The sequence below is a fragment of the Colwellia sp. BRX10-4 genome (assembly GCF_014077465.1).
GTDB lineage: Bacteria > Pseudomonadota > Gammaproteobacteria > Enterobacterales > Alteromonadaceae > Colwellia_A.
In genome coordinates this window covers 471,029-484,334 of sequence record NZ_JACGVZ010000001.1, presented here as the reverse complement: position 1 = coordinate 484,334, position 13,306 = coordinate 471,029, and the positions used below count along the sequence as shown (strand labels likewise).

The 13,306-nt window shown below is 38.5% G+C and carries 14 protein-coding genes; 6 read left to right on the top strand and 8 right to left on the bottom strand.

What is annotated here, in order from left to right; translation table 11 throughout:
- Positions 1–23: 23 nt before the first annotated feature.
- Both H4J67_RS02225 and H4J67_RS02220 read right to left on the bottom strand, forming a co-directional pair.
- Positions 24–1,028 (bottom strand): ABC transporter permease, encoded by a 1,005-nt coding sequence (locus tag H4J67_RS02225; RefSeq protein ID WP_182176049.1) that lies wholly within the window; start codon positions 1,026–1,028, stop codon positions 24–26.
- Positions 1,029–1,033: 5 nt separating this feature from the next.
- Positions 1,034–1,948, bottom strand: a complete 915-nt coding sequence (locus tag H4J67_RS02220) for an ABC transporter ATP-binding protein (RefSeq protein WP_182176050.1) — start codon at positions 1,946–1,948, stop codon at positions 1,034–1,036.
- A gap of 179 nt (positions 1,949–2,127) precedes the next feature.
- Between H4J67_RS02220 and H4J67_RS02215 the strand changes: the two genes are divergently transcribed.
- Both H4J67_RS02215 and H4J67_RS02210 read left to right on the top strand, forming a co-directional pair.
- Entirely contained in the window at positions 2,128–2,358 is a 231-nt protein-coding gene (locus tag H4J67_RS02215; RefSeq protein ID WP_182176051.1) for a hypothetical protein, read from the top strand.
- On the top strand, positions 2,349–2,606 hold the full coding sequence (locus H4J67_RS02210) for a hypothetical protein (protein WP_070374530.1): 258 nt from the start codon (positions 2,349–2,351) through the stop codon (positions 2,604–2,606). Before H4J67_RS02215 ends, H4J67_RS02210 begins: the two co-directional genes overlap by 10 nt.
- A 12-nt stretch (positions 2,607–2,618) precedes the next feature.
- Here the strand turns inward: H4J67_RS02210 and H4J67_RS02205 are convergent, their stop codons facing one another.
- Positions 2,619–4,841, bottom strand: coding sequence for a GNAT family N-acetyltransferase (locus H4J67_RS02205; protein ID WP_182202756.1), 2,223 nt, complete (start codon positions 4,839–4,841; stop codon positions 2,619–2,621).
- Positions 4,842–5,081: 240 nt separating this feature from the next.
- On the opposite strand from H4J67_RS02205, the gene H4J67_RS02200 reads away from it, so the two are divergent.
- From H4J67_RS02200 to H4J67_RS02185, 4 genes are all read left to right on the top strand, one after another.
- Positions 5,082–5,249, top strand: a complete 168-nt coding sequence (locus H4J67_RS02200; RefSeq protein ID WP_157470838.1) for a PA3496 family putative envelope integrity protein — start codon at positions 5,082–5,084, stop codon at positions 5,247–5,249.
- Between the two features lie 115 nt (positions 5,250–5,364).
- Positions 5,365–6,036, top strand: coding sequence for a pyridoxamine 5'-phosphate oxidase (pdxH, locus tag H4J67_RS02195; RefSeq protein ID WP_182176054.1), 672 nt, complete (start codon positions 5,365–5,367; stop codon positions 6,034–6,036).
- Positions 6,037–6,110: 74 nt separating this feature from the next.
- The gene (locus H4J67_RS02190) at positions 6,111–6,560 is read left to right on the top strand and encodes a hypothetical protein (protein WP_182176055.1); all 450 of its coding nucleotides are present in this window, start codon (positions 6,111–6,113) and stop codon (positions 6,558–6,560) included.
- Positions 6,561–6,640: 80 nt separating this feature from the next.
- Complete coding sequence (locus H4J67_RS02185) at positions 6,641–6,832, top strand: hypothetical protein (protein WP_182176056.1); 192 nt, start codon at positions 6,641–6,643, stop codon at positions 6,830–6,832.
- A gap of 213 nt (positions 6,833–7,045) precedes the next feature.
- Here the strand turns inward: H4J67_RS02185 and H4J67_RS02180 are convergent, their stop codons facing one another.
- From H4J67_RS02180 to H4J67_RS02160, 5 genes are all read right to left on the bottom strand, one after another.
- Complete coding sequence (locus H4J67_RS02180; RefSeq protein WP_182176057.1) at positions 7,046–8,176, bottom strand: sodium ion-translocating decarboxylase subunit beta; 1,131 nt, start codon at positions 8,174–8,176, stop codon at positions 7,046–7,048.
- 6 nt (positions 8,177–8,182) lie between these two features.
- On the bottom strand, positions 8,183–9,964 hold the full coding sequence (gene oadA, locus H4J67_RS02175; protein ID WP_182202754.1) for a sodium-extruding oxaloacetate decarboxylase subunit alpha: 1,782 nt from the start codon (positions 9,962–9,964) through the stop codon (positions 8,183–8,185).
- 10 nt (positions 9,965–9,974) lie between these two features.
- Entirely contained in the window at positions 9,975–10,265 is a 291-nt protein-coding gene (locus tag H4J67_RS02170; protein WP_182176059.1) for an OadG family protein, read from the bottom strand.
- Between the two features lie 873 nt (positions 10,266–11,138).
- A complete protein-coding gene (locus H4J67_RS02165) occupies positions 11,139–12,749 on the bottom strand; it encodes a GMC family oxidoreductase (RefSeq protein ID WP_310650674.1) in 1,611 nt (536 codons plus the stop codon).
- 3 nt (positions 12,750–12,752) lie between these two features.
- Entirely contained in the window at positions 12,753–13,292 is a 540-nt protein-coding gene (locus H4J67_RS02160) for a hypothetical protein (protein WP_182176060.1), read from the bottom strand.
- Between the last annotated feature and the right edge of the window lie 14 nt (positions 13,293–13,306).

The window sequence follows — 13,306 nt, the reverse complement described above, 5'->3', positions numbered from 1 at the left end:
TCACCATAAAACAGCAACCGCTATTATCGCTCGGTATTCCAACTAAATAAGTAAGAGCCTAACGCTAAAAAGATAGTACTCATAATCAAAAGTGCGGTCAGGTGATAACTGATATCAGCTAAGGTTGCACCTTCAGTGATCACTTTTCTAGCTCCAGCCACTAAATGAGTTAAAGGTAAAAAGTCAGCAAAAACTTTTACCGCATTGGGCGCACCTTCTAAACTAAACCAAACACCTGATAACAACATCATTGGCCATGAGGTCAAATTAAGTAAACCGCCAATAAGCTCTTCACTCTTACTTCTGCTCGCAACCAGCAAACCTAAAGATATTAAGCTAATAGCGCCTAGAACTGCGATAATAAATAGATCAAAATAGCTGCCCAGCATGTAAAAATCAAAAAAGAAATTACAGCCAATATAAACAACACTCGACATAAACATCACAATAAAAATGCGTGACACTAATTGTGCTGATACAAATTCAAACGCTGAAAGCGGTGTCGCTTTTAAACGCTTTAATACCGCATTTTTACGATAACGTACTATGACGTAACCAACACCAAATAGGCAACTGAACATCATGTTCATTCCAAGGATCCCAGGCAGCACCCAATCGACATAACGAATTTTCTTACCATAGGTTTCTAGGCGTTGAAAGTTATTGTGCTGTCCTAAAAAGATTTTTTCAACCAGGTAACTGTTTGGCGAACCTTGGTTAACCCAATAACTTTTTTGGCTAAAGTCGACTAAAAAATCAATAGCATGCTGTTCTAATTTTACGGTTGCTAACGCCTTATCTTGATAGTCGATAAAGTCAACGTAACGTGTTTCCATAAAACTTGATTGAACGGTTTTACTGTCGATAACCCCCACTTTGTAAACAGCTTTTCCGTCACCAGCAAAAACAAAAGATAAACCTGCTAACATGAGAATAGGGAAAAACAAATTCCATCCTAATGATGAACGATCGCGAAAAAATTCAATATTACGGGCTTTGACTACCGCAAAAAAACGTTTAAAATTCATATCTTTTATTCTCTCAATGAATGGCCAGTTAATTTTAGAAAAAGATCATCAAGATTAGGAGACTTTACTTGTAAACCTTCTAATGGAATTTTCTCAGCAATTAACAAGCTAATAGTTTCTTCCACATGTTGCGTCGTTATTTCGACGCGCTCGTGTTCGATAGTCCACTGATGTTTTTCAATTAATGGCTGAGGTACTTGCTCTTGAGGTAAATAAATAAAGACCTCTTGAAAATGCTTAGCAAGTAATCTATTCGGTGTACCACTTTCAATAATTTTACCATTGTCCATAATAACCACTTCATCACAAAGTTGTTCCGCTTCGTCCATGTAATGAGTGGTTAAAATAACCGTCTTATTTTGGGCTTTAATATTTTTTATTAACTGCCAAAAATTACGTCTCGCTTGTGGATCAAGCCCAGTGGTGGGCTCATCAAGAAAAATAATATCGGGGTCATTAATTAACGCCAGTGCTAATAATAACCGTTGACGCTGTCCACCCGACAACAAACGATTATCTCTATCTAAAAAATCTTTTAAGCCACAAAGCTCAATTAATTGCTGATGAGGTACAGTGTTGTCATAAAATGCGGTGAATAGATTTAAGGTCTCTTGTACCGTTAAAAAATCTTGCAAAGCAGTACTTTGAAATTGAATGCCTATTTGCTGACTTATATCCTTACCTATGCTTTTTCCTGAATAAAGCACTTCACCACTGGTCGCTGGAATTATCCCTTCCATTATTTCAATGGTCGTCGTTTTTCCTGCACCATTTGGCCCTAACAAACCAAAACAATGCCCTTTAGTAATGGTGAAACTAATATCATCAACCGCTTGCACACCTTTATAACTTTTAACTAAATGATTAACTTCAATAACATCGTTTTTTGTTTGACCAACCCGTTGCTGACTCTGTGTCATAACTTTCCTAATAATACCTAATGCTTACTCGTTATTGTAATGGGATATGTGTAAAAATCACATCACTAAAAATAATAAAACATCACCACAATGCAAATGATAACAATTATCATTTGCATTGTGGTAACTATTACATTAAATTAAATCTAACGTCATCGGCTAAGCAAAGGAGTTTCATCATGGGTGCGCAACAATATTCTATCAATAGAAAAAATATCCAAGACAATTATCACCAAATACACACTGAGAAGGCAAAAGTTGAATTACCCATCATATTATTAGAAAAGTTAATCTTGTCTGGCGCTTTGCCTGGTAATGAGTGCAGGTGCTTAGATGATGCTGCGCGTAAAACATTGTGGCAATCACTCTTACAAAGCAGCTTGCAGGGAGAGCAATCAAGATGTCGTTAACTTATTCAGCGAGCTCTCATAAAGACAGTATTCATTGCGCTATTGCTTATTCAAGTGAGCTTTATCAAATAGAAGATTGGTTGAGCGTATTAACCAAAACTTATGCACAACATCCCAGTAATGAATTAGCAAAGGTGATCAGCTATTATTTAACTCGCCTTATTAAACATGACGACTTCACCGCTTTCGCCAGTCAGCCTTGTCATTATTTTACTATGCTTAAATTTTGGCAACAACAGATCGCCTAGGCGATTGAATAGCTAGTGCGCTTGAGCCTGCGCAATGTAATCAATTAAGGCCTGATTTAGCATTTTTTTACCGGTTAATTGATGATTTTTACATACTTCATCAACGGACTTTTTCTGTAAAACACGCTCGATTAACACGAGTATACTTGCTTGATAATTTTCTTTACAGTGTAAAAGACACCAATAATGTAACGCTTTTACGCAATGACTAAACTGCCGTTTTTGTTGAATAAAGTCGCTAATACTGTTCAGCTGATGGGCGCTTAGCTGTGGTAAACTTTTATCAGGGCAATGATGTAATATTTGCCACACTAACTTAGGCGATAAACCTTTGTACTCATCGGTGAGTAAATAATCGAATGAACTATAAAATTCACTGGCAATCTTTCGTTGAAAAAATTGCCCCCGGTCGCTCATTGCAGAAACCACTAGCGCGGAATGCTCACCACTGGCTTGGTCTTTAGTGAAACCTATTCGAGCAATTTGATAATCAGCATCTTGCCAAAACTTAAGTAACTGCGCATTGGCACCAAAACTCGCGCCAATAAAATCAATTTGCTGCTTTTTTGCAAAATTTTCTAGCGTTTTAATAAAACAACGGCCAAAACCATATCCTTGATATTGTGGATGAATAGCTATGCGTAAAACCCTTAGATATTGATAACTAAAACTTTCACTAAAACCACAATGAGTCAATAAAGACTGGGGAATAAACTGATTTTTTAGTCGACGTTGATTTGTTGCTATCGCTTGAATATCGCCTACTTTATTACACCCTTCTTCAAGAAGTAAGGCAACACCGACAATATCATCACCTAATTTGGCAACAAATAATTGTAGCGCTTTATTGTCGAGTAATAGCGTAATATCGTTTGGTGACGTTTGATAATGAGCGGTTACCAGCACAGCAAAAACTTGCTTTAATAACACCGTGTCTTCAATCAACAAGGTTGATGACACTTGGCTAAAAGATAACGACTCTTTAGCCAACTGCACTGTCGATGATTGGCTTAAGATTGCTTTATTCAAAGAAATTTCGCTTACAGGCTGAGTTAGTAACGGCAATTCTGTTAACTTGGCATTGAGTAAACAACTTTCAAAAACAAAGACTTCTAGCGGATCGTCTTGACGCCAGCGAATAGGCTGATGCATATGAAAGCTTCGCCACTGCGGCACTTGCTTTGTTAATGCATGTTGAAACTTTACCGTAAAGCCGCGCCCTGCTCCTTCATAACCATGAACCGTACTTGAAAAAACAACACGAGAAAAAAGAGCAGTTAAGCTTGTTAATAAAGGTACCGGAATGGCGGCGGCTTCATCAACCAGTAATAGTGAAACATTCAATGAATCATTGCGGCGAATGAGTTGGTCGACCGCAACAAAGGTTATCGAACCCAAGGGGTGAACCAAAGCGGTTTTGCTGGTATTAGCATAGTCAAATTTTTCGCCAAGTGCCGCTAATGAACAAGCAAGTTGACGGTAAAAAACCGATAAAGAACGAACATGGGGTGCAGTAATAACAATATTAATTTTTTCATGGCCCATAGCGGTGTTATTTGCAATGAGCTCAACACAAGCAATAGCAAGCGCTGATGATTTTCCACGACCACGATCAGCGGTTAGCACTAATGGACGGTTTCGATGACCTCGGCTGACCTTAATAATATGTTCAACGGCTATTTGTTGTTCTTTGGTTTTACATTGATATAAAAAATCACTAGAGATTGTCGATATTGCTGGTGCGATATCATCTAACAACGGAAACGTTTGCTCGTCACTTTGTGTAATCGTAATTAAGGCTTTATTGTCGAGAAGCTGTCGATAAAAATATTTAAGTGAAGCTGGCTTTGTTTGCTCAATCGCTTGTATTAATGGTTTTTCAAGCCATAAACACATAACGCCACCAGCGACTAGGGTGCCAGAGAGCGCGGCAAAAGCATCTAAATTGATACTATTAAGCGCAGAACAGTCGCTATTTTCAACACCTGAAAATAATATTCGATTATGCTCACTCCCAAGTTGCTGAGCAAAGTGTTTGTTGTTGATCGTGGCAGAAATTTCGGGGTGGTGACTAAATACCAGCCAAGCATCTTTACTCTGGTTTTGTTCATTAAGTTGCAGTAACTGTTTCACCCAGCAAGCATCACCAACCAGTAACACCAGTTGTCGCTGAAATTTGCTCAAAGCCTGACATTGCATTTCTTCAAGCCATTCGACGAAATTACGGTTAGACATAAGCAGGCGCTAAATTCAGTAAAACTAAAGTGAAAGCAGTTTATCAATCTGCTACCGCAATTCAAATAGTTTATTTTTATCTGCGGTTATTTACTAAAAAATAATGGCATTAATAGTAGGCGATTGAGCTAATTTATTTAGTAGGCAATTGAGCTAATTTATTGAAATTTTCTCAGTTGTTGCCTATCTTGAAATTAATCCTTATTAATAAAAATACTTAACCGTGAGAAAAACACGATAATGGCAGATGAATATAAAGCAAATGACGAGTCTGATAACTACGACAAAGATCTTGCCACCGGTAAAAAAGCAGATAAAAATAGCAAGGTGCGTAAACGTATCGATGATTTGCTAGAAAAGAAGCGCCTTCGTGAAGCATTAGACTTCAGTGATGATTGGGAAATATAATCATCACGGCTGTAACTTTTGATTGCATTAAGCCGATAATCTCTTATTGTTAGATAAAACATTCATGCTACTATCTAACGAACCTATTCTCCCTACATAATTTAAATTTACCGTTATGACATTATTTGAAAAATTACGCTGCTTATTAACATTTGGTCAAGGTGTTGCCTTACCACTGCCCGATATTTCTGAACAAACAAAACCCATTGAATTGTTTAGTCAATGGTTTGATGACGCGAAAAAATCAGGCATTTTATTACCTGAAGCGATGTCTGTCAGCAGCTGCGATCAAGAGGGCCAACCTAGCTCACGTATGGTGTTGTTAAAAGAGTTTAATGACGATGGTTTCGTTTTTTATACTAATTACGCCAGCCGAAAAAGCCAAGATTTAAATGAGAACAATAAGATAGCCTTATTATTTCATTGGAATGTTCTGCAACGCCAAGTCAGGATAGAAGGTAGGGTAGAAAAAGTAACACCTGAACAATCAGAACAGTATTTTCATAGCAGAGACCGCGGTAGCCAAATTGGCGCATGGGCGTCAAAGCAAAGCTCACCACTGGCGAGTAAAGAAGCATTAAAGCAAAGCGAAGCTTATTACACTGAAAAGTTTGCCGGCCAAGAAGTCCCCTTACCCGAGTTTTGGGGTGGCTGGCGAATAAAGCCTCATTACCTTGAATTTTGGCAAGGTCGAGCTAATCGTTTACATGACCGTATTTGCTTTGAACAAGACCAAAATCAAGAGGACAAAAAGGTACTATGGCGTCAATTTAAATTAAACCCTTAATGGCTATCTTTTAATATTCAAACGGTATTTATAGCAAAAAATTATCGTTAATAGTTAACCCTTGAATTTATAAGATGTCTATTTTAAACAACATATCAGTGTTATATAAAGTTGTCAGTGTTGCTGTTTTATGTTCTTTATTTAGCGTTAAATCATTAGCCAACCCTACTAATATTTTAGTTGGGTTGGAGCCATTTCCTCCTTTAGTAAACGAAGACGGCAGTGGTTTTGTTATTGATATGCTTAATGGGCTGCAAGAAAGTTCCACACTAATGTTTAATTATCAAATAATGACCTATGCTTGGGCGAAGCTAGAATTAAACAGTTACCGTATCGACATGGTAGGTTTAACGCCTAAAGATAGTGAAACAGAAAGCTTTTACCAATACGCACAAGAGTTATCTTGGCACTTTGACACTACCGTTGATCTTTATTCAACGTCCCCCGCTAACTTTGACATCAAAAATTTGCCCGAAGGGAGTATAAGTACGCTAATTGGCAATGCGATTTTTTCGCTGAATTAGCGCAAGTCCCCAGAGAAAAGTTTGTTGAGGTAAGTAGTTTAGCGCAACTAATTATGATGATGGCACGCGGGAGACTTAAAGTGATACTTTTCGAACGGGTGGCTATGATGTCGACGATTAAAGAATTACAAGATGATCTTTTCACCAGAGTTCCTACAGAATTTAATTCCCCCGAAAGCCCACAAAAAATTTATTATCAAAAGTTTAAAGTTATTGCAGCCAGTCTTGCTGTTGCAAAGAATGCAGTAGGAGAAAAGCTAAAAAACAATTAGATGCGTTACTGTCTAACAATACTGGTAACTACTTTAAAAAATAGCCCCTTACGCCCAATTGCCTGATAACGGTATAATTGAGTAATAGACAGATAAGCTAGCAAAGATGACACTTGTTGTCGTACATAGGTATTAGCGCAGCTAAAATGAAAAAAAAACGAGAAGCAAAGCTTCCCGTTTTTATTAGTTAACGCGCTAAGCCTACCGCAATTCTTATCCTACTAATGCCAGTAAGATACCTGCCGCAACCGCTGAACCAAGCACACCGGCAACGTTAGGCCCCATCGCATGCATTAATAAGAAGTTGTGTGGATTAGCTTCTAAACCCACTTTATTAGCAACACGTGCCGCCATAGGTACGGCTGAAACACCGGCAGCACCAATGAGAGGATTAATAGGTGTTGATGAAAGTTTATTCATTAACTTAGCCATTAATACCCCGGAAGCAGTACCAATTGAGAATGCAACAGCACCTAAACCTAAAATACCTAAGGTTTCTATATTCAAAAAGGCTTCGGCACTTAATTTAGAACCGACCCCTAAACCTAAGAATATGGTGGTGATATTAATTAACTCGTTCTGCGCTGTTGAGCTTAATCGGTCAACAACACCACATTCTCGCATCAAGTTACCCAAACAGAACATGCCAACTAAAGGTGTTGCTGATGGTAAAAAGAAAATAGACATCATGAGAACAGCTAACGGGAACACTATTTTTTCAATTTTCGCTACTGGGCGTAATTGCGCCATTTCAATTTTACGTTCATCTTCAGTGGTTAATGCGCGCATAATAGGTGGCTGAATAATTGGCACTAAAGCCATATAAGAATAAGCAGCAACAGCAATAGCACCTAATAATTCTGGCGCTAGTTTTGATGCTAAAAATATCGCTGTCGGACCATCTGCACCACCAATAATAGCAATAGCTGATGCATCTTTAAGCGTAAATTCAATACCAGGTATTGTGTTTAAGGCAATAGCACCAAATAAGGTGGCAAAGATACCGAATTGGGCAGCAGCACCAAGTAATAAAGTTTTAGGGTTAGCGATTAACGCGCCAAAGTCAGTCATTGCACCCACTCCCATAAAGATAATCAACGGAAATATCCCCGTATCAATACCCGCATAGTAGATGAAATGTAATAAACCACCAACTTCTGAAAATCCAGCTAATGGTATATTGGTTAATATCGCACCAAAGCCCATAGGTAATAACAATAACGGTTCAAAGTTACGTGCTATTGCAAGATAAAGTAGCAAACAGCCAACTATCATCATGATCACCTGACCCGACTCAAAGTTAGCTAAGCCAGTAGACAACCAAAGTTTATTTAACGAATCCATTATTATCTATCCTAAACTCAATAAAGCTTGACCAACAGTTACAGAATCGCCTTCTTTAATATCCACTGAAGTAACGGTACCTGAGTTAACTGCACGAATTTCAGTTTCCATTTTCATTGCTTCCATAATGATAACAACTTCACCGGCTTCAACTTCATCACCTTCATTAACTAACACTTTAAATATATTGCCAGCAAGTGGTGCATTTAACGCTTCAGAAGTTGATGATGACGGTTTTGATGCCTGTAATGATGATTGACTGCTACTAGGCTGAGTAATTTGGCTAATATCGCCTCCAGGACCTACAACAACCTCAAATACCTGACCATCTACACTGACGGCATAACTTTCTGGCGCGGTTGAACTTTTAGCGGGTGCAGAGGCTGCTACCGCATCTTCAATCGAAGGCACAGGTTCAAATGCATCCGGGTTATTTCTATTTTCTAGAAATTTCAGTCCTATTTGCGGAAACAATGCATACGTTAAAACGTCATCAATCACTTCATCGGCTAAATCAATCTTTTTCTCTTTAGCAAGTTTTTCTAATTCTGCAGTAAGATTATCAAGTTCAGGTTTAATTAAATCAGCGGGACGACAAGTTATCGCTTCAGCGCCATCTAAAACACGCGCTTGTAATTCGGCATTAACTTTATCGGCAGTTGCGCCATATTCACCTTTTAAGACACCCGCTGTTTCTTTTGTGATTGACTTATAACGCTCACCAGTTAGTACATTTAATACCGCTTGCGTACCAACAATTTGCGAGGTTGGTGTCACTAATGGGATATAACCTAAATCTTTTCTTACTTTTGGAATTTCAATTAATACTTCATCAAGCTTGTCTGCAGCACCTTGTTCTCTTAACTGCATTTCCATATTTGTTAACATGCCACCAGGAACTTGTGCAAGTAAAATACGCGCATCGATACCTTTTAAGCTACCTTCAAATTTGGCATACTTTTTACGAACTTCACGAAAGTAAGTGGCAACTTCAGCAAGCTTCACCATGTCTAAACCGGTATCTCGTTTGGTACCTTCAACAATCGAAACAATCGTTTCTGTCGGTGAATGACCATAAGTCATACTCATTGAAGAGATAGACGTATCGATAACATCTACATCGGCATCAATAGCCTTCATGTGAGTAGCAATACTTAAACCTGTGGTCGCATGACAATGTAAAGCAATAGGTAAAGAGACCGTTTCTTTCAGACGACCGATCAATTCTTCAGCGTCGTAAGGTTTTAATAAACCAGACATGTCTTTGATACATAAAGAATGCGCGCCCATATCTTCAATTTGCTTAGCCATCGTCAGCCAACCTTCAAGAGTATGCACTGGACTCTCGGTATAGCTTAATGTGCCTTGCGCATGAGCGCCAACTTTTACTGCTGATTTAATCGCTGTTTGTAAATTACGTACATCATTCATTGCATCGAAAATGCGAAACACGTCAATACCGTTAACATGAGCACGTTCAACAAACTTCTCGACCACATCATCAGCATAATGACGGTAGCCTAAAATATTCTGACCGCGAAATAACATTTGTTGTTTAGTTTTTGGCATCGCTTTTTTTAATGCGCGTAAACGTTCCCAAGGATCTTCACCTAAATAGCGAATACAAGAGTCAAACGTAGCACCACCCCAAGACTCAATTGACCAAAAACCAATTTCATCAAGTTTTGGCGCAATGGGTAACATATCCTCAAGGCGTAAACGAGTGGCGAGCAATGATTGATGACCATCTCTTAAAACAACTTCAGTGATACCTAATGGCTTTGTCATGAGTTTATTCCTATTTAGTTTTATGGGTGCTTGAGCTTTGATTATGTTGTTTGCGGTATTGCGATACAGCAGAAGTAATTGCTGCCACCACTTTAGGTGAAACACCATCAACATTTTGTTTTGTTTTTTGATTTGAGCGGGTAGATCTTGTTTGGACAACGGCATCTGGAAATTTGATGGCGAGGCGTTTTAAAACGACATTAATAAAAACAATCATTAATCCCAAAAAGATAAAAACGAAGACCATGCCAGCAAACATTAACGTGCCCGCTTCTACAAATAATTGGTTTAGGTGTTCCATGAAAAGTCTCATTCAAACAAAAAGTTTTATTAGAATAATCACTCCAATGCCTAAAAAGCAAACTAATTATTGCAGTTTCATAAAAATAATTTCGTGTCAATCTAGATTAGAGTAAATATTCAGTATTTTTAGCGTTTTATTAAGAAAAAACTGTATACTTACCATATTGTATACAATATGGTATTCTGATATTGCTGAGCTAGCGAGATAAAAGTCAGTATAATATACAATATACACATAGCTTTGGTTTATTCTAAATATGTGCATAAATATATAAAGGGGGTTTAATTAACAAATAATCAACTGCTTTAGCATGTGTATGAGATAGCTATTTTGAAAAAAGTAAACACAAGATAGCACAGTCAAAAATCTTGATTGCTACTCAGTCATCCTGAACACAACACCGTCATCCTGAACTTGTTTCAGGATCTGTACTTACAACCAAAACCAGATACTGAAATTAATTCAGCATGACGATAAAAGTGTAAAGCGAGCACCGTAATCCTGAACACGACACCGCCCCCCTGAATACAACACCATCACCCTGAACACATCTCCGTCATCCTGAACTTGTTTCAGGATCTGTACTTAGAGCCAAAAACCAGATACTGAAATAAATTCAGCATGACGAGAAGAGGGTAAAGCGAGCACCGTAATCTTGAACACAACAACGTCATCCTAATCACAACACCGTCATCCTGAACTTGTTTCAGTATCTGTACTTAGAACCAAAAACACAGATACTGAAATAAATTCAGCATAACGACAAAAAAATAAATTCAGCATGATGAAAATTGTGCTAATAATTATAATTCGGTCTATTTTTCATCGTAAGTTTAGTTATTTTATTGCTTAACGCCAAAAATAAAACCTTTATGATTCATTCAATTTTTTAGCAAGTTTGTTCGCTTGTTTACAAACTAAGCCATAAATAGAAAGTTGTGGGTTAGTACCAATAGAGGTAGGAAAAACAGAACCATCAAATACCCATAAATTATCTAAATAATGGTACTTACAATCGCTATCAACTAAGCATAGCGCTTTGTTTTCACCCATCGCTAAGCCTCCCATAACGTGAGCGCTACCAATTAAGTTGTTACTGACTTTATGCTCAAGTTGATTAAAACCGGCTTTAAAAGACTCAAAGCTTTCAAACCATTGTCCGTGTTGATGTGCGGGGCGAACTCTTTTAGCACCAGCAGCAAACTGCACTTCAGCCATAGATAAATAAGCGCGTTTAACCCCATCAAATAAATAATCATTCATCGGATAATCAACAACTGGGCTACCGTCATCAGAAAGCGTTATTTCAGCGCCTTCACTATCAACGTCAAAGCCATCACGTAACAAGGCTAACATTGCATGGGTATTATTCAGCTTTGCCATATCCTCAACATGTTTAGTGCCGTGGCCCATTAACATAATTGATGACATAGCCGGGTGTAATGGCGGTACCTCTAACTTATAACTTAACGGCCCGGTAGCACCATTTTGCCATTGATAATGATCACTATAAATAGTTTGTGGCGCGCCATAAAAAGGTGATATTTCTTTATCAAATTGAGCAAATGAAAAAACAGTTGGATGTAAAAAGGTTCTTTTACCAATACGATTATTCGGATCTGGCGCTTTAGAGCGTAACATCAGTGCTGGGCCGTTAATCGCACCAGCTGCTAAAATAATATAAGGTGCTTTGGCGATAATTTTCTTCGCTGTCTTTTTCTTATTATTATCGAGCGCAAAACATTCTACGGCTGTTATTTTTTTATTCTCAATAATTAACCGTTCGACACGAGCTTGATAAAGTAATGTGCCGCCATGTTCAAGCGCATCTGGGATAGTGGTAACTAGCATCGATTGTTTTGCGTTGGTCGGACACCCCATACCGCAGTAACCTAGGTTCCAGCAGCCTTTGACATTGCGCGGAATAACTTTCCATGGAATATTGAGTTGCTCACAACCTTCTTTTAGCACCGCATTATTTTCATTCGCTCCACCTTGCCATGGCGTTACATTTAAGCGCTTTTCCATTTTTTCAAACCAAGGGACCATATCGCTGGTGCTACAGCCTTTTACCTGAAATGTTTTTTGCCAATAATCTAGCGTTGGTGACGGTGTTCTAAAGCTTGAGGTCCAGTTGATTACGGTAGTTCCGCCAACACAGCGCCCTTGCAAGATTCCAATGCCACCATCTTTTGTAGCTCGCCCAGCATTTTCTTGATACAAATCGGCATAGGCAGTTCGCTCATCCATTTTAAAGTCACGGGTCGACTTTAATGGCCCTTCTTCTATCATCAACACCTTCAGCCCTGCCTGCGCAAGTATTTCAGCACTTGTGCCACCACCCGCCCCAGTGCCAATAATAATGACATCAGCGCTAATAATATTGGTATCTAGCTGATTAGCATTGACCGTTTGCTTAGTGATCGCTTTATTTGCTGAGTACGGATCGCTAATACCACGAATTTCAGAGACTATTTTCACGTTTTATTCCTGCGATGGATATATTTTAGGAGGGCCTGGGTATCCCGCTTGTAAATAATTTTCTGATTGAGCATACCAACTCATAATAATCAGCTTACCTAGAGAAGCGTAGCCAGTACGTTTTAATGAAAACAGGCTATTTTTCCAACCTTGTAGAAAGCTTTCAATTTCTTTCGCTGGGGTTACGGTCCAATCACTGGTCGGTGCACCAACAAGATAACGAAATGTCGCCGATGACATTAAATCAAACAGCTGCCGTAATTGCTTTTGAGAGTGAGCCCCTAAAGTAATAATTTGTTGGTCAACAGCCATTAATAAGCGCAATCCAGCGTCTTCAGCTAATACACCAGGATAATTACTTTTTAACATAACAGGGGCTAGCGCTAATAAAAAATCAGCATCAGATGCTTGAAGAAAATCAAATTGTTGTAACTTTTTTGTGGCTGGGCTAGTCAGTGCTATAGTAGACAAACTACTGCCAACCAGCAAGATGGCACTGCCAAGCAGACTAACTTTAAAGAATTCTCTACGACTTGTATTCACACAGATACCAAAAT

Bases quoted from the DNA above. Each gene is read 5' to 3' on its own strand.
- H4J67_RS02225 (WP_182176049.1), bottom strand. From the start codon at position 1,028: ATGAATTTTAAACGTTTTTTTGCGGTAGTCAAAGCCCGTAATATTGAA.
- H4J67_RS02220 (WP_182176050.1), bottom strand. From the start codon at position 1,948: ATGACACAGAGTCAGCAACGGGTTGGTCAAACAAAAAACGATGTTATT.
- H4J67_RS02215 (WP_182176051.1), top strand. From the start codon at position 2,128: ATGGGTGCGCAACAATATTCTATCAATAGAAAAAATATCCAAGACAAT.
- H4J67_RS02210 (WP_070374530.1), top strand. From the start codon at position 2,349: ATGTCGTTAACTTATTCAGCGAGCTCTCATAAAGACAGTATTCATTGC.
- H4J67_RS02205 (WP_182202756.1), bottom strand. From the start codon at position 4,841: ATGTCTAACCGTAATTTCGTCGAATGGCTTGAAGAAATGCAATGTCAG.
- H4J67_RS02200 (WP_157470838.1), top strand. From the start codon at position 5,082: ATGGCAGATGAATATAAAGCAAATGACGAGTCTGATAACTACGACAAA.
- pdxH (WP_182176054.1), top strand. From the start codon at position 5,365: ATGACATTATTTGAAAAATTACGCTGCTTATTAACATTTGGTCAAGGT.
- H4J67_RS02190 (WP_182176055.1), top strand. From the start codon at position 6,111: ATGTCTATTTTAAACAACATATCAGTGTTATATAAAGTTGTCAGTGTT.
- H4J67_RS02180 (WP_182176057.1), bottom strand. From the start codon at position 8,176: ATGGATTCGTTAAATAAACTTTGGTTGTCTACTGGCTTAGCTAACTTT.
- oadA (WP_182202754.1), bottom strand. From the start codon at position 9,964: ATGACAAAGCCATTAGGTATCACTGAAGTTGTTTTAAGAGATGGTCAT.
- H4J67_RS02170 (WP_182176059.1), bottom strand. From the start codon at position 10,265: ATGGAACACCTAAACCAATTATTTGTAGAAGCGGGCACGTTAATGTTT.